Origin of the sequence: Denitrificimonas caeni (assembly GCF_905120345.1) — a bacterium.
GTDB lineage: Bacteria > Pseudomonadota > Gammaproteobacteria > Pseudomonadales > Pseudomonadaceae > Denitrificimonas > Denitrificimonas caeni_A.
Map to the genome: position 1 here is coordinate 159,094 of NZ_CAJHOA010000005.1, position 25,837 is coordinate 184,930.

Genomic DNA, 25,837 nt, shown 5'->3' on the forward strand with positions numbered 1-25,837 from the left:
TGTGTAATCCATACAAAACTGTCTGGATTGCCGGCTTTCGGCTGTCTAAAAATAGTAAACAGAGCTTCTTAGACTTTCTTTTGTTTGTTTGTTTGTTTTGAGAGATAGGTCACTTAAGTTTTTTTGATAATACTCGAGGTCTGTACTTCAATGATTATGTCTTGGCATACATTATTAATTGTTGGGCAGGAACGTTATGTTATTAAGAGCATATGGATGTGCTTTATTATCCCTGTTGTATTTCTCGAGTGCACTGGCGCAGGCACCGCTTCCTGCGGATAGAGAGTTATCGCGCGAGCGCCAAGAGCGCTTACTACAAGAGCAGCAGCGCCGCTTAGAAGAACTGCAATCGCTCCCAGGTCAGGTGCGTAGCGTTCCTAGCTTACCTGCAGACGACAGTACAGACTGCTTGCAGATCAACAGCATTGAACTCAACGGTGCAGATGCTTTATCCGTGCGACGACGAGCCGCATTAATCGAGCCTTTTGTTGAGCGATGTTTAACCGCTAGTGACCTCAATCGTTTACTAAGCGAGATTACCAGTGCATATCTCAAGCGTGGCTATGTCACTACGCGCGCCTATCTACCAGCGCAAGATTTGCAAGACGGCGTGCTACAGATTCAAGTGATTGAAGGGCGTCTGGATAGCATTAACGGGCGCAACTTAAGCACTGCTTTGGAAATCTCAATGAGCTCTCCGGCGCGTATTGGTGAGCGCTTAAATCTACGAGAATTAGAACAGCTGGTTGATCAGTTATCACGTCTACCGTCGCGGCAGATCAGCTTGGAGCTGACGCCAGGAGAAAAGGTCGGTTCGAGTCGCGTCGTCTTGCAAGGACAAAAGCTGAAGCCTTGGCGGGTGGCTTTAAATCGGCATAACGATGGTCAGCGTAGCACCGGCGAACAGCAGTGGGGGCTTGATTTTGCATGGGATAGTCCACTGGGTTTAGCCGACCAGTTGAGCTTGCGAGGGAGCGGCGATGCAGTGAGTGATCACTATAAGCATTCAGCCACGCATGGTCTAAATTACAGCCTACCTTACGGTTGGTGGACGTTTAATTACTTTTACAATCATAGCTACTATCGTACTAAAAATTATGTGCAAGGGTTTTCATTTCTGCTTGATGGCGTCAGTACGACTCAAGCACTGACTGCTGAGCGTGTCTTGCACCGCAATGCTGTCAGTAAAACGGCTTTTGGTTTGGGTCTTAATCATTTGCGCAGTCGTAACTATCTGGATAATTATCGTTTAGATGTCTCCAGTCAGCGTCTTACGGAGCAGCAGGTCAGCTTCAATCATGGGCGACGCATTGGTCCTGCCTTTATAAACGTCGATCTTGGCTACCAGCGTGGTGTGGGTGCATTAGACGCCCAGCGTTCTGGCCATCTACAGAAAGGTGAGCCCGTTGCGCGGTATAACAAATACACACTAACCGCCAGCTATTTACATCCATTTCAATGGTTAGGCGAGCGTTTTAGTTTTGATAGCGTTTTTAGTGCACAGCGCAGTGAAGATGTGTTGTTCAGTCCACAGCGTTTTAGCTTGGGTGGGTTGTATTCTGTGCGCGGTTTTAAAGAGCAATCCGTCACCGGTGACAGTGGTTATTACTTACGCAATCAATTGCGTTGGACACGGCCGGTCACTTGGGATTGGTTGAAACCTATTGCACAGGACTACAGCCTTACTGCTGCATACGATATGGGTGCGATTCGTGGTGATCAATATAACCATGAACAAAGTGGTCGCTTAGCCAGTCATGCTCTTGAGTTGAGTGCGCGAGGCAAGCATATGGCGCTGTCATTGACAGCAGCACATTCACTGTCGCGACCCAACATTGTTGAGCGTAAAGAGCGCCCCGTTTATTTCCGATTTGATGTGTTTTTCTGAAAAGGATTTCAGTGTGAATACGCATAGCCGTTTATTTAAAGTCACCGCCCATACATTAATCAGTGTGATGTGGCTGCAGCCGTTATGTTCTCTTGCCGCAGGAGTGCGTGTGGATGCCAGTGCTGGTGGTCATACGTACATGACTCAAGCGGGTAATGGTGTGCCGATGGTTATTATTGCGAAGCCTAATGAAAAGGGCTTATCGCATAATAAATTCATCGATTATAACGTCGATCAACAAGGGTTGATTTTAAATAACAGTACTGAAAAATTTACGCAAACGCTGTTGAGCGGCATTATTATTGGCAATGGCTACTTACAAGGTCAGCCTGCGCAGCTGATTCTCAATGAGGTTAATGGTGGGCAAGCCAGTCAGCTAAAAGGTTACACCGAGGTCGCAGGTCACCAAGCACATGTGGTCGTAGCAAACCCGCATGGCATCACCTGTGATGGTTGCGGTTTTATCAATACGCCGCATGTCTCATTGGCTAGCGGACAGCCAGTGATTGAACAGGGTCAATTATCGCGCTATGACGTGGCCGGTGGACAGATTGAAATTGCTGGCGCAGGACTTAATGCGACGAATATCAGTCAATTTGATCTGATTACCCGCAGCGCAAAAATTAACGCTGAACTGCATGCCAATGAGCTGAATATTATTACCGGTCGTAACAGTGTGGACGCGCAAACCCTCGAGACCACTGCAAAAGTAGAGCATCCAGAAGATAAGCCCAGCTTTGCTATTGATAGCTCCGCGCTGGGAGGCATGTACGCTGGCGCTATTCGTTTACTCGGTACTGAAACGGGTGTCGGCGTGAACTTGGCCGGTGATATGGCTAGCAGTGCTGGTGATATTAGAGTAGATACCCGTGGCAAGCTAACGCTAACGCGTGTAAGTGCCGCACAGCAACTCACAGTGAATGCGCAAGAGGTTGATTTAACTCAGCAAGTTTATGCTGGCGATCAAGTCAAGGTTCAAGCAGAAAAACTGACGAATCAAAGCAATCTATTTGCCGCCAATGACATTGAATTGAGCGTAGAGCAGGTTGATAACCACGGTTTAATAGAAGCTGGTTTGCGAGCAGACAATACTTTAAACGCAACGGCTGATATACGCATAAAAGGCACCACGCTAAATAACAACGGTAGTGTTATCGCCAGCCATCATTTGCAGATTGATTCTACAGAACGGGTGTCGAATAAGGCGGCTTATCTTGTTGCTGATGCTGACTTAACTGTGCGTACTCAACAGCTTGATAATCAGCAAGGGTTGATTACCGCTACGGGCACGGTTGAGGTTTCTGCACAGCATATTGATAACCGTAATCAAGGTGAACTTTCTAGCCAACAGCAGCTTATGGTGAACACTGAAGTATTGGACAATCGCGAGGGTGGTCGCGTTATCAGTGAAGCTGATTTATCGATTGTCGCCCACGAACTGGATAATCGTCAGTCAGGGATTGTTGTTGCAGATAATAATTTAACAGTCCGTGCGAGGCATCTGGATAACAGTGCTCAAGGTGTGATTAAAGGTACACAAACTCTCGCGATAACAGCAGATAGCTTAAATAACCATGGTGGTGGCCGTGTATTAAGTGGCACAGATTTACATTTTGATGTGCAGCGATTAAATAATTCCGGTGGTGTTTTAGACGCGCAGAGCTTGCTCAGTATTAATGCACACTTCATCGATAATATGCACGGCCAGATTGTTGGCAATAATGGTGTGCGTATCAATAGCGATAGCTTAGATAATCGTGCTGATGGTTTGCTGTTAAGTCATGGCGTGTTAGAGGCGACAGTCAATCAATTCAATAATCAGCAAGGAACCGTAATTGTTGATGCGGGAGTGACGCTTCAGGGGCACACTCTTAATAATGATAGAGGACGTATTGCCAGCCCTAATAATGTTCGACTGGATCACGCGCAGTTGAACAATACTCAAGGTGTGATTGCTGCTGGTCATAACTTAACAGTGACTGCACAGACGATCGATAACGCCAACGGCGAGTTGTCTGCAGGACGGGCATTAACTCTAGGTACGCAGTTGTTGCAACAAAGCCAAGGGCAAATACTCAGTGCAGGCGAGATGAATCTGACTGCTCAGGTTCTTGATAACAGTGGCCAAGGCCTGATCAGCGCGGGAACAACGTTAAATATTCAAGCTGAACGGCTGGATAATCAACAGTTGGGCACTGTTAGCAGTGATGGTGTGCTGAACATTGAAGCCAAGCAGTTAAATAATTATGATCAAGGGTTGTTGCTCAGTAAAGGTCTCTTACACGCGCAGCTTAATCAGCTCGATCAGCACCATAACGGTGAACTGATTAGTAGCGAAGCTATTTATCTCAACCTGTCTAATGGTCATCTTAATAATAGCCAAAGCGGATTGATTTACGCACCGAAATTGCAGTTACAGCAGATTGGTCTACTTAATAACAGCCAAGGTGGTGAGATATCGACACCTAACGACTTAGTCTTAAATGCACAGCAATTGAATAATGCGGGCGGTCTCATCAGCAGCGGACATACGTTGCAATTAAGGGTTGAAGGGATTATTGACAACACCCTGCAGGGCTTGCTGTCAGCAGGCCATGATTTGCAGGTTAGCGGAGAAACGCTCAATAACAGTCAGAAAGGCATGCTTGTTGCCAAAGGAGACCTGTTGTTGCAGGTTAATAAGCAGCTGGATAACAGTCAAGAGGGTGCGATTTTAGCAGATGGGCAATTACAGATAGCGACTGCGGCACTTAATAACAGCAAAAGTGGCGTGATTATCAGTAATGAGCAGCTCAATATTTATGCCAAGCAGCTTGATAACCAAAAAGAAGGCTTGTTATCAGGGTTAGCAGGCGTGCATGTGTCTGCTGACAGCTTACAAAACCAACATAACGGCACGCTGTCCAGTCAGATGGGAGAGCTAACTGTACAGGTTGCTGGGTCTATCAATAATAACCAGCAAGGTGCATTTGTTAGCCAGCAGTCTTTAAAGGTACAGGCAGGACGTTTAGATAACCAGCAAGGCATTGTTTCATCAGAGGCAGGCGTCGAGCTGCAGGTTGCGGGTGATATTGATAACCAACAAGGTCAGATTTCTGCTTTAGATGTAACGCTGCATGCAGACAATCTCTTTAACAGCGCAGGTCAGGTCAGTGCAGAGAAAACACTGGCTATAACCCTGGCTAAGGAATTATTAAATCAACAGAGTGCCAGCATCATTAGCGGTCAGGAGCTGCTGTTAACAGCCAATACGGTCAATAACCACAACAGCGTAATTGCTGGCGAGGGCTTGCTGTCTGTATTTGCGCAGCATCTGCATAATCAGCAAGGTGCAATCATTGCGGCAACCGATCAGTTGCAGTTACAGGCTCAGCACATCGATAACCAAAGTGCTATTTACAGCCAGAGTTCAGGTGTAACGGTACAGGCTGACACCTTGAGTAATAGCAATGGTTTAATACAGGCACGTGATCAACTTGATTTAGAGATTAAGCAGCAACTGGTCAACCACAATGGGCGCATTATCAGTGAACAGGGTGCCCTGTCGGTGCAAGCGCAAACAATAGATAACCAAGAAGGTATCTTTGCTAGCTTGCTTGACCGATTAACTTTAAGCGTTCGAGGTTTAGTCAATAACCACGCCGGTACTGTTCAAGGGCAAGACGTCATAATTGACGCTCATGAAGTCGCTAATCAGGGTGGTGGTATTTATGCGCAGCAACAGCTTATCGTCTCAGGGCATAACCTTGATAACAGTGCACAAGGACAAATTGCAGCGAATACTATTGACTTTAGTCTAACCGGCGCTCTAAACAATCAATCTGGCATTGTTGAATCCGATCATTTGTATGTGACCGCTGATTCGGTGAGTAACAATCAAGGTCGTTTACGCATGCTGGCTTCTACCGGCGACAGCGTAATTCGTACCGAGAGTACTTTTGATAACCGCAATGGCAGCATAGAAACCAGCAATACAAACTTTGCTTTGGATGCACCTAATCTACTTAACCAATCAGGCTCGGTTGCGCATGCAGGCGGCGGCCAATTTGATGTCATGAGCGGTCATGCTGACAATGTTGGCGGCACACTTGCATCGCAAGGAACTTTACTGGTTACCAGCGATAGTTGGGAAAACTCCACAGTCTTCCAGGCGGGTGCATTGACACTCAATATCGGCCAGTTTACACAAACTGCTTCGGGGCAATTAATTGCCAGCCATTCTTTAACTGCGACTGGTGATACGTGGATCAATGATGGTTTGATTGCTAGTGATGGTGACTTGAGTCTTCAGCTCACTGGCAATTACAGCGGTAATGGCCAAGTGACAAGCTTAGGCACTATGCAATTGTCAGCCAATCAGTTTACGTTGGGTGAGCAAGCGGTGATTTACAGTGACGCTGTTGGACGTATTGATAGTCAACAACTGACCAACCAAGGACATATCAGCGCTGCTGGGGCGTTAGTAATTAATACGCAAGCGTTAAATAATCAAGGCAGCTTAGGCAGTGCACAACAGCTGAGTATCAGCACGCCGTATTTATCGAATGACAATGGCTTGATATTTAGCGGTGCGGATATGGTTTTGCGGGTTGAGCAGTTGAGTAACCGTTATGCCGATATATATAGCTTAGGCAGTATTGATTTAGCAGGTTACGTTAACAACAACCAAGCGCAGCGGGTGGAGAATGTTTCTGGGGGGATTGAAGCGGCGCATGATTTTAGTTTGTACAGTGCTTTTGTAGAAAATCGTCGTGATATTTTAGACGTTGAAAACACGGGCAAATACAGTGTTGTTATTAATGAGCTGGCTTGCCGTGGTCCTTATAATCCATACGGTGACTGTAAACAGGGTAGCAATGGGCGTCGTGTAGGGGTTTGGGAAATCACCGAGCGTGAAAAACTGGACGTGGTTAATAGCAGCGCAGCGTCTAATTTATTAGCAGGTGGAACCCTTTCGTTTTCTGGCGACAGCCTGTTAAACAGCAGCAGTCTAATCAGTAGTGGTGGGGATTTAAATCTATCATTTAATGAAGTGAGCAATATTGGGGTTAAGCCCGCTGATATTGAAGCAAAACGTATTTTTGTTTCAGGACGTAAACCTAATTACTACACTTACTTATTTTTAGCCAATCAATTTAATGCTATGCACGGCCTTGGTGTGCAGAAAAGCTCAGTTGAAGAGGATCTTAGCCATTTCATTGGACGTATGGAAGGAGAGTATCTTGCTGGACGCGAGCTTATTGAAATCCCATTAGCGGGTGAAGAATACTCAGCGATTATCCAAGCTGGTGGCAATCTGACAATTAATGCGCAACAAACATTAGAAAACAGTGTTATTCGCCCAAATTACAGCTACGTCAGCGGCGGTACCCGAGAGGATAACGGCACTCCAGGCGGTAACTATGCAACAGACGTGAGTATCAACTCACAATTACCAGCTGATGTTCAGCAAAAGCAAATTGATCCTACAGTCTTACCAAGCTTTAACTTACCCACGGGTGATAAAGGCTTGTTCCGTTTAAGCGGTCAATCAGTACAAGAGATGCAGACGCAAGCAGCAGGCGACGCTAACTCTACTGCCAGTAAGGGTTCCGCACGTGACGCTCAGTTAACACAGCAAGGCTCTTCATTTTTTGAGCAGCATATAGTGCTCAGCAGTCAACTGATTGGGTCGAGTACAACTGATGATTCTTATGAAAGAAGCCAAGTAAAAGTTGTTCCTAGCAGCCTGCAAAATGTACAAGGCCAGAACAATGGGCATCACTATTTGGTTGAAACCAACCCTGCACTGACCAGTATTAATCAGTTCTTAAGCAGTGATCATTTGCTGGATGGTCTTGGCTTAAGTGCAGATCATGTACAAAAGCGTTTAGGGGATGGACTGTATGAGCAGAAGTTGATGCGTGAAGCCCTAGTTGCTCGCACCGGACAGCGTTTTATTGCAGGTATTGATAACGATGAGGCTATGTACCGCTACTTGATGGATAACGCCATTGCCAGTAAAGAAGCGCTGCAATTATCTGTTGGTGTATCACTTAATGCAGAGCAAGTGGCTGCTTTAACCCACGATATTGTTTGGCTGGAAGAGCGTGAAGTATTGGGTGAAAAAGTCCTTACCCCTGTGTTGTATATGGCTCAGGCTGATGGGCGCTTAGCGCCCAATGGCGCTTTAATTCAAGGACGTAATTTAACCTTGATCAGTGGTGGTGATCTAAGCAATCAAGGTACCTTAGGTGCGATTCACAGCCTCACCGCGCAAGCACAAAACATCAGCAATAGCGGCTTAATTGAAGCGAGTGAGCGCTTATCCTTACAGTCCGAAGACAGCCTGTATAACCGTCAAGGTGGCATATTAGCGGGGCGAGATGTTGATCTCACTGCGCGAACTGGCGATATTGTTAACGAGCGTACGGTTACACGTCATGACAGTGTTTTGGGCAATAGTCGTTGGGAAAGCAGCTTTGCTGACAGTGCTGCACGTATTGAAGCGGCAGGTAACTTAACCTTAAGCGCAGGCCGCGATGTGCAAAATCTAGGTGGTGTATTAGATAGTCGAGCTGACCTTGAGGTTAGCGCTGGCCGAGATGTCACGCTGGCCTCAGTGGAAGAGCGCCATAGCACAAGCCGTGGCAATCATTACTTGAATGCACAAAGCCAGCAGCTGGGCAGTGAAACTCTTGCTGGCGGTCGTCTGGATATTCAGGCTGATCGCGATTTAACCATAATCGCCAGTCGCATTGAATCAGGCAAAGATATGCAGTTGATTGCGGGTAATGATCTGACTCTAGCTTCGGCTGTGGATGAAAGTCATTACTATAGTCAAAGTAAAAAGACTACCAGCCAACGTGACCAAGTACGTCAAGTGGCTACTGAAGTGCAAGTGGGTGGTCAACTTATTGCTGTAGCGGGGCAAGATTTAACCTTAGTGTCTAGTTCTGTTGCTGCTAACGATGAAGCTTATTTGGTTGCTGGTGGGAAAATACAGCTGCTGGCCGAGCAAGACTATGACTACGCTTTCTCTGAGAAAAAGAAGAAGGGCAGTTTGGGGCGTAAGAGTTACCGTATGGATGAAAGTTTAAGTGATACTGCAGTGGTTTCATCTGTGTCGTCTGGGAGCGATTTGAGCATATACAGTGGTGATGATTTTATAGCGGAAGGCGTACGTTTGGGTGCTGAGGGGAAGCTTGAGTTACAGGCGGTCAACGATATTCAGTTACTGGCTGCTCAGGATAGCTACCAGCAAGCGCGAGCCAAATCGAAGAAAGGCCTTGTATCGAGTAAGGCAAAAACCAGCGAGAAAAGCCAAACAACAGCTGTTGGTAGCATGCTTACTGGACAGAATGTTGTCATCCGTACTGGACGAGACTTACTTATTTCAGGCAGTGATATCCGTTCAGAGGCCGATACTTATTTACATGCAAAAAGAGATATCCAGCTAGTGGCTGCCGAGCAACAATCGACTCAGAGCAGTTCTGAAAAATCCAGTCGATTGAGTTTTTCGAACCACGGGTTACTGACGCAGACTCAAAAACAAGCAGAGGCTAGACAAACTAGCACAGACGCTGTTGGCAGTTATATCAGTGCAGATAATTTAACAGTAATCAGTGGTCGCGATAATCAAATCCAAGGCAGTATTTTAATTGCTGAACAAGATATGAGTATTTCAGCGGGTCGCAATCTAGCTATCAGTAGCGCGGAAAATAGTGCCAGCTACGCCTCTTCATCAAGCCGTACTCAGACGGGTGATATAGGTAAAGTGTGGCAGCCAGCGGTTGGGCAGGTTAAACATAAAAAGCAAACACAAGGCCACACTACCCAGCAAAGTGGTAGTCAGTTGGCTTCATTGAATGGCGGTATTAATCTTCAAGCAGGAGAGGATTATCAGCAAACAGCCAGTCAAGTTGTCGCTGTTGAAGGTGATATCCGCATTCAGGCGCAGCAGGTCAGTATTGTTGCAGGCTATGACACGCTAGATCATAGTGAGAAACAAAGCTCAAGCCGCACGGCAATAGGTAGTGCGGTTAATATTCCTGTTGTTGATGCAGCACTAAGCATGCAGCAAGTAGGGCGTGCAGCAACGCATACTGATGATCCGCGTATGCAAGCGCTAGCAGCAGCAACTGTTGCGATGCAAGGAAAGACAGCATACAACAATGCTAAAGCAATCGTCGATGGTGATGCGACAGGCATTAAGTTTAGCGTTAGCTTGAGTCATGAAAAGAGTAAAAGCGAAAGTACTCAACAGAGTCGTAATGTGGTGGCTAGCTCTGTTACAGCTGGTGGTGATGTGCATATACAGGCCAGTGGAACACCCCATAGTGATGTGCAAATTATTGGCAGCACAGTTAATGCTGGGAGAGATATTAATCTAAAAGCAGATCGTAATATTTTACTACTTGCTGCTGAAAATACTGCTGAACAAAACAGTAAAAATAGCGGTAGCGGCTGGAGTGCTGGAATAGGATTGGGTATTGGCAGCGCTCAAAACGGCTTTAGTTTGGACTTAGCTGCCAACCAGTTTCGAGGAAAGAGTGATGGCAGTGATAGCACATGGACTAACACTCAAATAGAAGCCGGTCGCCAAGTTGTTCTTGAGTCAGGTCGAGATACAGTGCTGAAAGGTGCTGTTGTTAAAGGTGAGCAAGTCACAGCCAAAGTAGGCGGTAATTTAACCCTTGAAAGCCTGCAAGACACTAGTATTTACACCTCAAAAAACAGTGGTTCTAGTATTGGAGCAAGCTTATGTATCCCAGGTTTTTGCGCAGGTGCCAGTACAGTTAGCGGCAGTCTTAACAGCAGTAAAGTTAAAGGTGATTACGCTAGCGTTACTGAGCAGTCTGGCATAAAAGCCGGCGATGGCGGCTTTCAGATTGAGGTGCAGGGGCATACTGATCTGACTGGGGCTATTATTTCTAGTAGTGATAGTGCAGTAGAAAACAATCTGAATCGTTTAGAAACTAATACTTTAGCTTTCAGTGATATTAGTAATTATGCTAATGCCAAAGCAACTAGCAAAGGTGTAAATCTTAGTAGTCATATGCTTTCTCAGGGTAAATATGGTGTTGCCAAAGGTGTTGTTGGTAACGTTTTAAATCAAGGCTCAGCTAAAGATAGTTCATCAGGCCAAACATTAAGTGGGATAAGTGGGGGAGAAGTTAAGATTCGAGATGAGGAGGGGCAGATTGAAAGAACTGGACAGACAACAGAGCAGACAATCTCATATCTTAATCGTGATACGGAGAATAGTCATACACCAGCAGAACGTTTAAATATCCAAGCTTTAGAGCGTGAGGCTGAAGCCGAGCGGATTATTAAACAGGCTGCTTTTGCTGAGGTAGTTAAGTTTACTGATAATGCATATCATACGATGTTTGGACGAGAGCCAGATGCTTATAAAGTTGTACAGGATGGTGAGGGTAATACTATTTATGAAGAAAAAGATAAACCCTTACTTTATAAGCTGACGGAAGAAGATATAAGACATATGGAGCTGGATTCAAATGGGAAAATACAAATGGCTATTAATGGCATTTTTAACAATGAGTATGATGCGGCATTGTATGCCATACAACATAGTGAGAATAAAAAAGAACCTATTTATATATCAGCATTTCCAAAAGCTGGTAACGCTATATCCGAGTTAATGGTAGCAGGTTATCAGAAGTTTTTAGAAAGTGATTTCTGGGGGCTTACTAATCACACGCAGCAAGTAAAAGATATTTTGTATCAGTATGGCTCTCAAGGTTTAGATCTGAGTCCTCATAGTCGTGGCTCAATGACATTAGGTAATGCAATGAAGTCAATGGAGCGTGATGGCGCTAAAAACGTGTTAAGCAATACAGATATCAACCCTTTCGGTCCAGCTTTTAATGCACAAGAAACTGCTAATTTGCTCTATAAGCTTAGCGGTGGAGCTAAAGATTACGTAAGTCTACAAAATCACAATGATGACTTTGTTGGCAGAGTATTAGGGCGAAATCCAGCTACCTATTATCAGCGGCCGAAAGATAGCAGTAAAGCTAATGAATGGATCAATATGTTTTCAGGTGCAGAAACGGTACATAGTTGTGGTGGAAGCGGTAAAAGAGGCTGTTATGAACGTTATGGTGAGCCAAAAACGATTCAAATAAAAGCACAGAGGAGTAAACCCAGGTGATTAGGTATTTAATTCTTGGGCTTTGCTACGTTGTTTTATTCACTGGATGTGAAAAAGCATTTAAGCCAGTTCCTTATGAGTATTTTCTTTGGGTTAAGCCGGGAATGTCTCTGATTGACGTTAAAAAAGCTCTATTGGAGTGCGGAGAGCCAACTCCAGCCGGTACTGGAGAAGCCTTTTCTTCAATGACTGATAATGAGCACGCTATTGTTGAGGTTTGTATGCGCAGACTTGGCTATACATTTGAGTACGGAGATTATGCGTCAATTTGTTCAACACAGCCGGAATTGAACTTGCCCGCTTGTCAGCCTGGGGCAGAGATACCTGCACCGAGTGCAGAGCGAAGACTTAATAGCGATTACTGCAAGAGGAAGAGGGGCTATCAGTTTTGTAAGGATACCGCACCGAACCCTGCTGCCTGCGAAAGAATGGACTTTAATAACCCAGCACCTGAGTGTTTGCCTTGATTTTAGCAGTAAGAATTCTGGTTAATAAATAACTCTATGAGCTTTTTAAAAATATAGTTTTACTTGCAAGGACTGCAAGATTTTAATTTAAAATTTTTGATAAATAAGTAAAATGCAGATGTTGAATAAATGATGAGAGAATTTTTTCTGTTAATTACTATATTTTTATTGTCAGCTTGTGGGATCCATAAAGTTGAGTATGGGGTTGCTTCAAAAGCAGGAGTTGTTTTTTATCCGTTATGTGAGCGTGCTCAGAGTAGAATAACTGATTTAAATCGCTTAAACTTCGATATGCCTAATTTTGTGAAGGCAGAGCCTTGTAGAAATTGGCCAGATTATAAAACGGATATAGATAAGAGCTCAGTTTCTATAGAGTTTCCTTCAAGTATTAATATGGGAGATAAAGTTTTAATTGGTGGTTCTTTAGGACTAAGTATAAATGGTCGAACTTCTAGTAAATGGCATTACTACTCCAACCCAGAACTTATGCTCGAAGACTATGCCAGTATTATTTATCAGGCTTGGCCTTGGTATCAACTGGCTGTCGAATACTCTTGGGTAGAACGAGCCGGTATGCGTTGTTTACGCTTACCGGTGGAGTCTGATAATGGGCTTTTACGTTCTCGACGTATGGATTACTTTTGCTGGGAGACTGTCAGTGGTTACCCTTATCCCATTCATCTGCATGCATGGGAGCGTTTACCCAGCGGTAGTACAGGTGGCACAGACTTTGAAAAAGTATTGATTGAACCTATTTTAGACAGTATGCAGATCAACCCAGCTGATCCTGAAACTCTGGCAGAGTATAAGTCTAAGCGTGAACAGATTTGCCGTGATTCAAAGCTTTTTTACGATACATCCGGTGCTCAAGGTCAGTTTTTGGGTGGCGATACTGATATGCGCAGAACGGTCCGTTATTTAAAAGATTGCGGGCATGATATTGCTTACTTACCCAAAGTTGAAAGATTATATGACCTGATTACAATAAAAGGAGAGGTGATTGGCAGGCCAGGTTCACAAGAACATATAAGTGTATTTGATGATTTTTTATATGCAGATAAATATACGTATTTAAATTACGGGCAAGGTCCTTTCTTAAAGGATGTTCGTCTACTTTCTGAGTATGAATTTAAAGAGTTGAAGGAAATATTACTTAGATTAAGACCTCGGGTGATTGATACACCTTTTTCTTATCCAGGAAACTGGTATGGGCTTTCTCCCTCGTATGAAAGACGTCCGAAAGATGGCTTTGGGATTCGCAAACATGCGCAATATGGCACTGTAATTGATATGACAGGCTTGCTTTTAGGTCACCCGCGCCTTAGCTTTATTATTGAGTAATTTTTTTCAAGGAAGATTATTTAATTGAAATGAAAAAATATCTCGATTAAATCTTGGGAGCATAATTTTGAAAACTATAAAAAATATATTAAAGAGTAGTGTCTTTTTATCAATATTAATTATACAGGGCTGTTTTCCTGAGTCTGCCTATCATGCGTATGAAGCTGGTGATGAGAGTTTTTCAACGAATGATAAATATCTACGTATCGACCCTTTAGATTACCCCGTGTTTTCGATGAGAGAGGATAGGGATGCTCCTGTCGATTTGGATTCTAGTGCAATGCAAACAGGACGCTATCGTCATCCGGCTTTACTTAAAGAGTATAAATGGGAGATTACGCATGCTTTCAATGGGCGTTATCTGGCTTATTCAAAAAGCTATAACTATCAATACTGTTCAGCCCATATGATGCTTAATCACGGCACATCAAAAAGATGTACCGATAACTACCCAAGGGTATCATCCAATATATACATGTACGTTAATAGCGATGGTGAAGCTTATGGGTTTTAATTTCTAAGAAATCCAAAACGATGGTTTTTTTCATCCGATAAAATTTCTTGGTTTCGTGTCAGAGACTATGGCGATTGGTCTGGTCAACCTTGGTTTGAATGCGTGGATCGATGCGATAAGTTGAGCAATATGAAAAAATCTATAGACCAACCTTTGCCGGACCGCACGATATGATAGGAGGAAAGTTTGGCGGTCTTTATGATCAAAGCGGTAATGCCGAGCGTGGCCGCTTCCAATTAACTAAGTATGGACAGGAAGCGTGGAGCGTTGCAGCCATTCCTATCTCTGCACCTTTTGCAGCTGCAGATGCATTACCTGCTCCAGTATGGCAAGCGATTTCAGTCTTAATAAAGGGGGCAAAATGAAAAGTTATTTTAGCTTAGGTTGTGTACTTTTTTTTCAGGCTTTTATATTAACTGGTTGTGGAATAGGTGGTTTTTGGATGAACGGGAATCCAAACTTAAGTGAAAGTGTACCGCTGCGAGCTGATTGGCAAAAAGATAGCAGCTCTACAGCAGACTTAACTCAGGGTTGGGTTGAGTGCGGGGGGGATAGCAAAGGTTGGTATTATGTTGAGAGGTCTCCTAGTGATACAGGTCAAAGCTATCACGAAAAAACCAATTTGAAATACGATGCAATACAGCGCTGTATGTTAACTAAAGGCTATCGATATACAGGGCGTTGTGATAATTCTATTCTGCAGGCTACTCCAGCTTGTAATAAATAATAAAACAGTGACGTTGCTTACTTCTGCTCTTTTCCATATCAGAAATGTTGCCATCTGAAGCATGGCAAGTATTGGAGATATTATTTAGAGGGAGTTGAAAGCGCTTAATAAAAGACTTATTGTCTTCCTCGTAATTATCTTGGTGATTACTTAACTAGTTGCGTTACAGGGGGGGAGATGTTTGTTGGAAATAAGCTTGAAATATTTATTTGTTCGATAGAAAATCGGATCAAACCAAACACCATCTATCAATGTTGTAAAGATACGGCACCGAACCCTGCAGCCTGTGAAAGAATGGATTTTAATACTGTCCCGTCTGACTATTTACCTGGTTTTTTGGTTTTTATAGCAGAATTACAGGTTAATAATTTGATTGATTAGGGTTGAATTAATATGGATTTACTTTAAATAAATATAGATTTGTAGTTTTTGTTACTTGAGAAGCTTTGATGAATATGTAAGACATGGAGGTTTAATTACTATATTTTATTATCAGCTTGCGGTAGTTATCAAGTTAAAAATGGTGTCTTATCTAAGCTTGGAGCAGTAACTTATCCTTTATGTGAGCGTGCTCAAAATAGGATAACTGACTTAAATCGTGCAACCTTTGATATGCCTAGTTTTGTGAAGTCGACCCCTTGTGGAAACTGGCCTGATTACAAAAACAATACAAATGGGGACTTTATTTCTATTGAGTTTCTGTCAAGTATTAATGTAGGAGATAAAGTTTTAATCGGGGGTTCTTTAGGGTTAAGTATAAATGGTCGAGCTTCTAGTAAATGGCATTACTACTCCAACCCAGAACTTATGCTCGAAGATTATGCCAGTATTATTTATCAGGCTTGGCTATGCGTCGGGTGATTCGCTATCTAAAAGACTGCAGCCATGAGACAGCCTAGTCATACACCAGCAGAACGTTTAAATATCCAAGCTTTAGAGCGTGAGGCCGAAGCCGAGCGGATTATTAAACAGGCTGTTTTTGCTGAGATAGTTAAGTTTACTGATGATGCATACCATACTATGTTTATTAAAGAACATAAAATGTATGAGGTGATTCTGGGTAGAAATGGAAAGCCTGAACAAAATGCAGATGGAACCCCGAAGATTCGTGAACTCTCGTTTGAGGAGAAAAAAATTTACAGGCTAATGATTCAGGCAAGGTACATGTTGCTGCAAATGGTATATTTAATGATCCTTATGGTGCTGCTATATATGCAGCGCAGAATAATCCTGAATTAACAGGCGGCCCATTATACATTGTGTCATTTCCTAAAGCGGATAGTTCGGTAGCTGAGTTGATGGTTGCTGGCTATCAGAAACACCTTGAAAATAATTTCTGGGGTTTGACCAACTCAATGGAAGAATTCACAGAAATTATGCGGCAGCATGGTATGTCAGTGCTTGAGTTGGATGCGCACAGTCGAGGTAGTATGACTATCGGCAATGCAATGGAATCGCTTTCATCTTTAAGTACAACTGCTGCGGGCGTATTAAGTAATACATTTGTAAATTTTTTTGGAGCAGCCTACGGTGCAGAAAAGGCTGCTGAACTGTTATATGAGTTGAGTGGTGGAAAGCAAAACACAGTCAACCTTCAAAATCATAAAGATGATTTTGAAGGCGGTATTATAGGAGGGAATCCTTATTCATATGATAAAAGACCAGAGAACAGTAGCAAGGGTAAAGAGTGGATTAATATGTTTAAAAATGGTCCTACAGTACATAGTTGTTATGGCGTTGGAAAAGATGGTTGTGAAAGTGCATATGGGGTATCGAAAACAATACAGGTAGAATCATATGGAAAAAATAAAAAATAAAATATTAATTATTTTTATAAATGTATTTGTTTGGGGGTGTTCTGGTAATTATAGTATCTCTAATATTGATAAGCCAATGCCGGATTATTATAGGCTTTGGGAAAAAGCTGGTGATGATGAGATTGGTATAAAGAAAAAGTTATTGGAGTGCGGTGGGAAGAACCCATCTGGGGATATGATTAGTATTAATGATTCAGCGCTAACTTATATTTGTATGGTGCAAGCAGGATATTTTTTACTTGTTTCTGTTAATGGGAAGAGAGAAAATCACAACGTGTGGTGTATGAATTGGCCTGACTTAGCTGCGTGTCAGAAAGGAGCTAATATACCAAAGCCTAGTATAGAAAAAAGACTCAGTAGTGATTATTGTAAGAGTGCAATAAATTATCAGTTTTGTAAGGATACCGCACCGAACCCTGCTGCCTGCGAAAGAATGGATTTTAATAATCCCCCACCTGAGTGCTTACCTTAGTTTTATTATCGAAAATATTTTCAGGGATGAAGAATATGAAAAAGTTAGCAATTGCTTTACTAGTCGTCGTATTCAGTGGTTGTGCTGCTATTGAGAAAAAATCAGATGATGAAATTTATCAAGCAGCGATAGATGCAGTGACAATGGACTCAGGAAAAGTAAAACCTAAAGCACTGGGTTATAAGATTTCAAGCAGTGGCATGGTAAGTGATCAGATTGTTATCGGTGCCGGTGGTGGCAGGATTGTAACTGGTTTGAGAGATGCATTCATTTTTCTGAGAAAAACACCAAATAGTTTTTTAGTGATAATGGGTGAAAATCCGTCTCTAGACTATGCGATGATTTCTAATGCGGTAAAAGATTTAGATTTGTCAGACACACATATCGTTTACTCAGGTTTAGATGCTAAGCAAACTCAAATAGCGAAAGTTATCAAAAAAACCGGTGCCCTCTATTACTTCATTGATAAACACAAATAACCTATTCCGTTATCTAATGGATAACAGCTATTGCTAGTAAGTAATAATTAAAACTATCTATTGATGTATCACTTAGTGTTAATAAAGTCGCAGTACTAACACACGATATTATTTAGATGGAAGAGTACGAAATTATTTTCCCCGTGTTATTATTGGGCTTTAGAGGATAAAGATGTTCATGCTTTTAATCTTGGTGAGGATGCACATATAAATAATGAGATTTTAGCGGGGCAGCATGCCGAGGTGCAGCGTTGCATGCTGAAAAAAGCTATCAATATATAGAGGGATGTACTCGTTATAATATTCACTGGCCAACGTGTGGGGTACCTTGATTATGACTAAAAAATTATTATTAGCTGCAACTAACTGTTCATCGTTGTAAGATCCAAGTGGTTAGGTATAGAGAGTCTCGCACAATATGCAAAGCACGGCTGAATTGAACCTGTCTTATTGCCAACCAAGTGTCTAAATACCTACACCAAGCACTGAAAGAAGACTTAATAGTGATTACTGTAAGAGGAAGAGAGATTATCAGTTTTGTAAAGATACTGCGCCGAATCCGGCTGCCTGCGAAAGAATGGACTTTAATAACCCTCCGCCTTAATGTTTGTTATATTAGCGGAAGTAATTTTCAAGGATGAAAAATATGAAAAAAATAGCAATAGTTTTTTTAATCGTAGTGTTAAGTGGTTGCACAGTTGCTGGTAAGAAAAAAGATATTGATATTTACCAAGAGGCGTTAACAGTTGTGGCAATGAGCTCAGGTGACGTAGAGCCTGAAGTAACGATAATTAACATTCCAAGTCATGGTGTTTTACCTGATCAACTGGTTATTGGTTTAGGCGGTGGTGCACATGCACAGCAGTTAAGAGATATATTAATAGAATTGAAACACACAGAAAATAATTGGGCTCTTATGATAGGTGATAATCCTTCACTGGACTATGCAGTTATTGCTAATGCCGTGAAAGAGCTAGATTTAACTGGAGTGCAAATCGTTTATTCGAATAAAGACAGCAAGCGAACTAAAATAGGGCAGGCGATAAAACAAACGGGTGCGGAATTTTATTTTATCGATAGACAGTACTAATCTCCTCACATTAATAGCAGTTTTTTCATGAGTAAAGCTGCTATTAACAATCCTTCTGCCTTGGACTGTTATAGTCAGCTATTAGTCTGTTTACAGTTAAACATATCTTATAAAAATTGGTCGTGGCTAAAGCCTCAAGACCTATCGGTGCATTAAGCTGGGCTACATAAAATACGCAGACTCGTTATTGGCTGAGATGGATCCACTCCAGCCTGCAATATCACTCTTTAGCATTGCTGTAACAGACGATGCTCTGCAAAAAAGCTTTGCGTGTCACAGTATTTATCTTAGAGCAGCTGTTAGCTGTTGGACAGGCGCTCCGATCCTGGCGGTATGTTGACGCGCGCGTAGCAAGTGGAGGGCGGTTATCGTCTGAGCGGTACAAAAATGTGGATCACTAATAGCCCGATTGCCGATGTCTTTGTGGTCTGGGGCTCGGCACAAGGTCATGTTGGTGCAATTCGTGGCTTTATTCTAGAGAAAGGCTGGGCAGGTTTATCCGCGCCAGAGATTCATGGCAAAGTAGGTTTGCGCGCGTCGATCACTGGTGAGATCGTGATGGACAATATCTTTGTTCCCGAAGAAAACACTTTTCCAGAGATTCGTGGTTTACGTGGTCCTTTCACTTGTCTGGACAGTGCCCGCTACGGCATTGCTTGGGGTGTAATGGGCGCTGCGGAGTTTTGCTGGCATACCGCTCGCCAATACACTTTGGACCGTAAACAGTTTGGTCGTCCATTAGCCGCCAATCAATTGATTCAAAAGAAATTAGCTGATGTGCAAACGGAAATCACTTTAGGGCTGCAAGTGGTGATGCGTTTTGGCCAGATGAAAGATCAAGGCATCGCTGCAGTCGAAGGCACTTCGCTAATTAAACGCAATAATTGCGGTAAAGCCTTGGAGATTGCCCGCTTAGCCCGCGATATGCTTGGTGCCAATGGTATTAGCGATGAGTATGGGGTGGCTCGGCATCTGGTTAATCTCGAAGTGGTGAATACCTATGAAGGTACCCACGATGTGCATGCGTTGATTCTGGGTCGTGCGCAAACTGATATTCCCGCGTTTTGTAATTAAATTTTGACGGCGGGATTGGCAGCGCTAATCCCACAGAGCCGCACAGTTCAATAGCGATTCTGATTTTATTGAAGACGCAGCAAGCTTAATGCTTTATCCGAAAAATATAAGCCAGAAAATCTTTACTGCGCTATTAAGTATCGCAGATTGTCGCCAATCTCAGGGTGTATCTAGTCACTTAGTACGGTTTTTTTTAGCCGCTAAGAAGGCCTGTTGACCTGCGACAAGGCTGTTTCCTGTTGCTTAGTTAAACTAATTTGATAATGTTGCTCATAGCTATGTGCGATTGCGTTAAATAAGGAGCTCAACATGCAAACAACCCGCTGGTTGACGATTGATGGAAATGAAGCAGCAGCGACAATTGCGCACCGACTCAGTGAAGTCTGTGCGATTTATCCAATTACCCCAGCCTCAGCCATGGGCGAGTGGGCGGATGAATGGTCGGCGCAAGGGCGTACCAATTTATGGGGTACTGTGCCGCATATCGTGGAGATGCAAAGTGAAGGTGGTGCGGCTGGTGCAGTACACGGTGCTTTGCAGTTGGGCAGTTTAGCCACCACCTTTACCGCCTCGCAGGGATTGCTACTAATGATCCCCAATATGTACAAGATCGCCGGTGAGCTGACGCCTGTGGTGATTCATGTGGCAGCGCGTTCTTTGGCCTGTCAGGCTTTGTCGATTTTTGGTGATCACAGTGATGTGATGGCGGTGCGGCAAACCGGTTTTGCCATGCTCTGCGCTGGCTCAGTGCAAGAGGCGATGGACTTTGCGCTGATCGCCCATGCGGCCACTTTAATTGGCCGTTTGCCAGTGTTGCACTTCTTTGATGGTTTTCGTACTTCGCATGAAGTGGCTAAAATCCAAGCGGTTGCCGATGATGTGTTGCATGCAATGATTTCCACAGAAGCTTTATATGCACACCGTGCTCGCGCGATGAGTCCTGATCATCCGGTGCTGCGCGGTACTGCACAAAACCCTGATGTGTATTTCCAAGGACGGGAAACGGTTAATACGTTTTATTTGGCCTTTCCAAAATTAGTGCAACAACTGATGGATCAGTTTGCGCAGTTAACCGGTCGTCAATATCAACTGCTTGAATATCACGGCGCTGCCGATGCCGAGCGGGTGATTGTTATCATGGGCTCTGGCGCAGAAACCGTGCATGAGACGGTGGATCATCTGCAGGCGCAGGGTGAAAAAGTTGGTCTGTTACGCGTACGCCTCTACCGTCCACTGGATGCGCAAGCTTTATTGGCCGCTTTGCCGAGCAGCGTCAAACACATTGCGGTACTCGATCGCACTAAAGAGCCAGGTTCTGATGGCGAGCCTTTATATAAAGATGTGATTACTGCGCTGGCGCAAGCACAGATGCAAGGCACGAGTCCTTTTGCTGAGCTGCCAAGAGTGATTGGCGGGCGTTACGGTTTATCCTCGAAAGAATTTACCCCTGGCATGGTTGCGGCGATCTTTGCTGAGCTGCAACGTGAGCAATCGAAGAATGGTTTTACCATCGGTATCTATGATGATGTTACTCATACCAGTTTAGCTTGGGATGAGCACTTTCATACCGATGCGCATCAACAATCAGTGCAAGCTTTGTTTTATGGTTTAGGCTCGGACGGTACGGTTGGTGCTAATAAAAATACGATTAAGATTATTGGCGAAACTACAGATTTATATGCGCAAGGTTATTTCGTTTATGACTCGAAAAAGTCTGGCGCTATGACCGTGTCGCATTTGCGTTTTGGTCCGCAACCCATTCGTTCCACCTATTTAATTGGTGATCATCAGGCGCAATTTATTGGCTGCCATCAGCCGCAGTTTATCGAGCGTTTTGAAATGCTTGATAAGGCCGCGCCGGGTGCGGTGTTTTTACTGAATACTGCTTATGCCCCCGATCAGGTTTGGGACCAGCTCCCACGGCGTATGCAAGGTCAGCTGCTTGAGAAGAATATTCGCATGTATTGCATTGATGCCTACAGCGTTGCTCAGCAAGCAAATATGGGTAAGCGCATTAATACTATTATGCAGACCTGCTTCTTTGCCATCTCAGGTGTTTTGCCGCGCGAGCAGGCGATTGCCTCGATTAAACAAGCGGTGCAAAACACCTACGGCAGCAAAGGGCAGAGCATTATTGATTTTAACTTCCAAGCGATTGATGCCGCGTTAGCCAGTTTGCATGAAGTGCCGCTACCCAACAAAGTTACCAGTCTTTTTGAGCGTCCGCCGTTGGTGGATGATAATGCTCCAGACTTTATTGGTCGTTTCACCGCGCGCTTAATTGCCGGTGAAGGTGATCGTGTTCCGGTGAGTATGATGCCGGTGGATGGCAGCTTCCCATTGGGCAGTGCGGCCTATGAAAAACGTAAATTGGCTTTGGAAATTCCGGTTTGGGATGCAGAGCTGTGCACCCAGTGCGGTAAATGCCCGATGGTTTGTCCGCACGCGGCAATTCGCAGTAAGTTGGTGCCGAAAACTTTTGTTGAAGATGCACCGCCAGGCTTTAAATCGCATCCCGCGTTGGGACGTGATTACCCGCAAGATCATGTGATGATGTATCAAGTCTCAGCGGATGATTGCACTGGCTGTGGTTTGTGTGTGGATATTTGTCCGATTCGTGATAAGTCCAATGCTTCGCATAAAGCGCTGAATATGCAGCCGATTGAACCGATTCGCGCGCAAGAGCAAGCGAACTGGCGTTTCTTTGAGGCGTTACCTGAATACGATCGTAGTGCGATTAAGCAGACGACGATTAAAGGTGCGATGTTGCTGCAGCCCTTATTCGAGTTCTCTGGTGCTTGTGTGGGTTGCGGTGAAACACCGTATTTAAAACTGGCAACGCAGTTATTTGGCGATCGCATGGTGGTTGCTAACGCTACCGGTTGTTCATCGATCTATGGTGCTAACTTGCCAACTACGCCGTGGACAGTGAATGCCGAGGGCCGTGGTCCTGCTTGGAATAACTCATTATTTGAAGATAACGCTGAGTTTGGTTTAGGTATGCGTATCGCTATTGATCAGCAAACAGCTTATGCGCAAGAGCTGTTGCTTGAGCTGCGCGCGAGTATTGGTGCTGAGTTGGTCGATACCTTACTCGCCGCTGAGCAAAATACTGAGCAAGAAATAGCTGAGCAGCGTGTGCGTGTTGTGCAGCTAAAAGAGCGTTTGGCCGCAATGCCAGAACAGGCGCGCGCGCAAGAGTTGCTGACTGTCGCTGAACAGCTGGTAGTGCGTAGTGTGTGGATTATTGGCGGTGATGGTTGGGCCTATGATATTGGCTATGGCGGACTCGATCATGTTCTTGCCTCGGGGCGTAACGTCAATATCTTAGTGCTGGATACTGAGGTGTACTCCAATACGGGTGGCCAGACCTCTAAAGCCACACCGCGCGGTGCGGTGGCGAAATTCTCTAATGCCGGTAAACCTACAGCGAAAAAAGACTTGGCCATGCTTGCCATGGGCTATGAAAATGTCTATATCGCCAAAGTGGCTTATGGCGCGAAAGATACGCAAACCCTGCGCGCCTTTATTGATGCCGCAGCCCATGATGGCCCATCGCTGATCATTGCTTACTCACCGTGTATTGCCCATGGTGTCGACTTGACTCATAACCATCGTCAGCAAAATCTTGCGGTGAAAAGTGGACACTGGCCGTTATTTCGTTATGAGCCGGCCCGTGCTGAAAAAGGTTTGAACCCATTGCGTTTAGATTCTGCAGCACCATCGATTGATTACACTGATTTCAGCTCCACTGAAGCGCGTTTCAGTATGCTCAATCGTACCTATCCAGAAGCGGCGAAGATCTATCAGAAGCAAGCACAAGATGATGTGATTGCTCGTTTTGCCCATTATCAGTCGTTAGCGGATTTACCTGGCGCGGCGGATCTCGAGAAAAAGGAGTCAGGCGATGATTGATTTATCCACTGAATATTTAGGTCTTAAACTAAAAAATCCGTTAGTGCCGTCGTCATCACCCTTGACCGGTACTTTAGATAGTGCGCGAGAACTCGAAGATGCCGGTGCCAGTGCGCTAATTTTGCCGTCTCTGTTTGAAGAAAGTATTTTGGCGAGCGAAGCTGCTGCCGCGCGGTTCTTGCATGAACAAGACATTGGTTTTGGCGAAGCCGCCAGTTTCCTACCGGTACCGGATGATGCGCTGTATCGCAGCGAGCTGGATGAGTACTTAGAGCATATTCAGACGCTAAAAAGTAGTCTGGCGATTCCAGTGATTGCCAGCCTCAATGGAGTGTCGACACAAGGCTGGACGCGTTACGGTAAGCAGCTGCAAGATGCTGGTGCAGATGCGCTAGAGCTGAATGTCTACTATGTCGCTGCAGATGTGTTTGAGTCGGGTGCTGAGGTTGAGGAGCGTTACATTAATGTGCTTAGTGAGCTAAAACAGCATGTCACCTTGCCGATTAGCATGAAGCTGTCTTCGCAGTTCAGTTCGGTGGGGCATTTTGTCCGCAGTTTGCAAGAGGCTGGCGCGCAAGGCGTGTCGTTGTTTAACCGCTTCTATCAACCCGACATTGATCTGTTGACCCGTGAAGTGGTGCCCACCTTAAGTTTGTCGTCTTCGTATGAAAGCTTATTGCGTGTGCATTGGATTGCCAGTTTGTTTGGCAAGGTTGATTTATCACTGGCTGTGACCGGCGGTATTCACACTGCCGCCGATGCGCTCAAAGCTCTAATGGCTGGTGCCGATGTTACCCATTTATGCAGTGTGTTGCTTAAACAAGGTCCGCAGGCAGTAGCTGAGATTGAGCAAGGCATACGCGAGTGGATGGCGGAGCATGAGTACGCGTCGGTGCAGCAACTGAAAGGCAGCGTCTGCCGTGATCGAGCGATTGATCCTAGCGCTTATGATAGGGCCAATTATGTGCAAGTGATGCAAAGCCATCGCAGTGCGCGAGGGGTTTGGCGTTAGGCTATTAACCGTTTGACTCAATGGTTATTAGATCCCACACAGTTATCCACAGAAGCTGTGGATAACTGTGTGGGTAAGTTGGTTGTAGATGGCTGCAGAGCCGATGTTATGGGGCTGTGACTTAGATTGATGAAAAATCAGACGCTATAAAAAAGTCTTTATAATCAATGCGTTAAGAATCTTTCTCGAGAAAACGAATCATTCTTATGAAAAAATAACAATTACAAAAGTCAACCGTTAAAATGTGGACAACATTATTAAATTGTTATGGGAACGGGTTGACAGCAGTGCCTCGGCAGCGCTAGAGATCGTTAAAAACTATCAGAATTTACCCTTGTGGAGCTGCTGCTGGTTTTATTGTGCAGCGCATTAGCTTTCTAGCAACTTTAGTGGATCAATAGTCAAGGGTTTTTCGCAGCGATCGAAAACATCAGCGACATCTCGGTAATGTCTTTGCGAGCCAAGTTAGGTAAAGCGTAGTATATTGACTGCAATATCAATTTTTGAGATTTAAAGCGTAGTGCACGATGACTGTTAATCCATTAAACCCTGATCACTTTGAGCAATACGACGACGATTTAGCGATTGCACCGGCGCAACCCACTTTACAACCGCCGCCAATGTATCGTGTCATTATGCTGAATGACGACTACACTCCGATGGATTTTGTTGTCGAAGTGTTAGAAACCTATTTTGCGATGACGCGTGAGCAATCGACACAAACGATGCTTGCCGTACATCAACAAGGACATGCAATATGTGGTATTTATACGCGTGACATTGCGGAGACTAAAGCGCACCAGGTTAGTCAATATGCACGCGAATGTAATCATCCTTTATTGTGTGAAATAGAGAAAGACGCATAGCAGGCACGCTGTCTAAAAA

Annotated in this window: 14 protein-coding genes and 1 pseudogene; all 15 read left to right on the forward strand. The window is 44.3% G+C overall.

Annotated features, from left to right (window positions below):
- The first annotated feature begins 196 nt into the window (after positions 1 to 196).
- Positions 197 to 1,888, forward strand: a complete 1,692-nt coding sequence (locus JYJ62_RS10915; RefSeq protein WP_205342256.1) for a ShlB/FhaC/HecB family hemolysin secretion/activation protein — start codon at positions 197 to 199, stop codon at positions 1,886 to 1,888.
- 13 nt (positions 1,889 to 1,901) lie between these two features.
- Positions 1,902 to 12,044, forward strand: a complete 10,143-nt coding sequence (locus JYJ62_RS10920) for a hemagglutinin repeat-containing protein (RefSeq protein WP_205342257.1) — start codon at positions 1,902 to 1,904, stop codon at positions 12,042 to 12,044.
- Positions 12,041 to 12,511, forward strand: coding sequence for a hypothetical protein (locus tag JYJ62_RS10925; protein WP_205342258.1), 471 nt, complete (start codon positions 12,041 to 12,043; stop codon positions 12,509 to 12,511). Before JYJ62_RS10920 ends, JYJ62_RS10925 begins: the two co-directional genes overlap by 4 nt.
- A gap of 129 nt (positions 12,512 to 12,640) precedes the next feature.
- The gene (locus JYJ62_RS10930) at positions 12,641 to 13,852 is read left to right on the forward strand and encodes a hypothetical protein (RefSeq protein ID WP_205342259.1); all 1,212 of its coding nucleotides are present in this window, start codon (positions 12,641 to 12,643) and stop codon (positions 13,850 to 13,852) included.
- Between the two features lie 67 nt (positions 13,853 to 13,919).
- Positions 13,920 to 14,366, forward strand: coding sequence for a hypothetical protein (locus JYJ62_RS10935; RefSeq protein ID WP_205342260.1), 447 nt, complete (start codon positions 13,920 to 13,922; stop codon positions 14,364 to 14,366).
- 361 nt (positions 14,367 to 14,727) lie between these two features.
- Positions 14,728 to 15,093 (forward strand): hypothetical protein, encoded by a 366-nt coding sequence (locus JYJ62_RS10940; protein WP_205342261.1) that lies wholly within the window; start codon positions 14,728 to 14,730, stop codon positions 15,091 to 15,093.
- Between the two features lie 885 nt (positions 15,094 to 15,978).
- Positions 15,979 to 16,332: a hypothetical protein gene (locus tag JYJ62_RS10945; RefSeq protein ID WP_205342262.1), complete on the forward strand. Its 354-nt coding sequence runs from the start codon at positions 15,979 to 15,981 to the stop codon at positions 16,330 to 16,332.
- 20 nt (positions 16,333 to 16,352) lie between these two features.
- Positions 16,353 to 16,910, forward strand: a complete 558-nt coding sequence (locus JYJ62_RS10950) for a hypothetical protein (RefSeq protein ID WP_205342263.1) — start codon at positions 16,353 to 16,355, stop codon at positions 16,908 to 16,910.
- A complete protein-coding gene (locus tag JYJ62_RS10955; protein WP_205342264.1) occupies positions 16,891 to 17,382 on the forward strand; it encodes a hypothetical protein in 492 nt (163 codons plus the stop codon). The genes JYJ62_RS10950 and JYJ62_RS10955 overlap by 20 nt, the downstream gene beginning before the upstream one ends.
- A 35-nt stretch (positions 17,383 to 17,417) precedes the next feature.
- Positions 17,418 to 17,861 carry a hypothetical protein gene (locus JYJ62_RS10960; RefSeq protein ID WP_205342265.1) on the forward strand — a complete coding sequence of 148 codons (444 nt, stop codon included), beginning with the start codon at positions 17,418 to 17,420 and terminating at the stop codon, positions 17,859 to 17,861.
- A 646-nt stretch (positions 17,862 to 18,507) separates the two neighbouring features.
- On the forward strand, positions 18,508 to 18,951 hold the full coding sequence (locus JYJ62_RS10965; protein WP_205342266.1) for a hypothetical protein: 444 nt from the start codon (positions 18,508 to 18,510) through the stop codon (positions 18,949 to 18,951).
- A 318-nt stretch (positions 18,952 to 19,269) separates the two neighbouring features.
- Positions 19,270 to 20,025, forward strand: a pseudogene (locus tag JYJ62_RS10970) (acyl-CoA dehydrogenase family protein); the annotation flags it as partial.
- A gap of 309 nt (positions 20,026 to 20,334) precedes the next feature.
- Positions 20,335 to 23,940: a pyruvate:ferredoxin (flavodoxin) oxidoreductase gene (nifJ, locus tag JYJ62_RS10975; RefSeq protein ID WP_205342267.1), complete on the forward strand. Its 3,606-nt coding sequence runs from the start codon at positions 20,335 to 20,337 to the stop codon at positions 23,938 to 23,940.
- Positions 23,933 to 24,952 (forward strand): dihydroorotate dehydrogenase-like protein, encoded by a 1,020-nt coding sequence (locus JYJ62_RS10980; protein ID WP_205342268.1) that lies wholly within the window; start codon positions 23,933 to 23,935, stop codon positions 24,950 to 24,952. The genes nifJ and JYJ62_RS10980 overlap by 8 nt, the downstream gene beginning before the upstream one ends.
- Positions 24,953 to 25,479: 527 nt before the next feature.
- Positions 25,480 to 25,818, forward strand: a complete 339-nt coding sequence (clpS, locus tag JYJ62_RS10985) for an ATP-dependent Clp protease adapter ClpS (protein WP_205342269.1) — start codon at positions 25,480 to 25,482, stop codon at positions 25,816 to 25,818.
- Positions 25,819 to 25,837: the final 19 nt, after the last annotated feature.

Coding starts and splice junctions, on each gene's coding strand:
- JYJ62_RS10915 (WP_205342256.1), top strand. CDS start 197: ATGTTATTAAGAGCATATGGATGTGCTTTATTATCCCTGTTGTATTTC.
- JYJ62_RS10930 (WP_205342259.1), top strand. CDS start 12,641: ATGATGAGAGAATTTTTTCTGTTAATTACTATATTTTTATTGTCAGCT.
- JYJ62_RS10940 (WP_205342261.1), top strand. CDS start 14,728: ATGAAAAGTTATTTTAGCTTAGGTTGTGTACTTTTTTTTCAGGCTTTT.
- JYJ62_RS10945 (WP_205342262.1), top strand. CDS start 15,979: ATGAGACAGCCTAGTCATACACCAGCAGAACGTTTAAATATCCAAGCT.
- JYJ62_RS10955 (WP_205342264.1), top strand. CDS start 16,891: ATGGAAAAAATAAAAAATAAAATATTAATTATTTTTATAAATGTATTT.
- JYJ62_RS10960 (WP_205342265.1), top strand. CDS start 17,418: ATGAAAAAGTTAGCAATTGCTTTACTAGTCGTCGTATTCAGTGGTTGT.
- JYJ62_RS10965 (WP_205342266.1), top strand. CDS start 18,508: ATGAAAAAAATAGCAATAGTTTTTTTAATCGTAGTGTTAAGTGGTTGC.
- nifJ (WP_205342267.1), top strand. CDS start 20,335: ATGCAAACAACCCGCTGGTTGACGATTGATGGAAATGAAGCAGCAGCG.
- JYJ62_RS10980 (WP_205342268.1), top strand. CDS start 23,933: ATGATTGATTTATCCACTGAATATTTAGGTCTTAAACTAAAAAATCCG.
- clpS (WP_205342269.1), top strand. CDS start 25,480: ATGACTGTTAATCCATTAAACCCTGATCACTTTGAGCAATACGACGAC.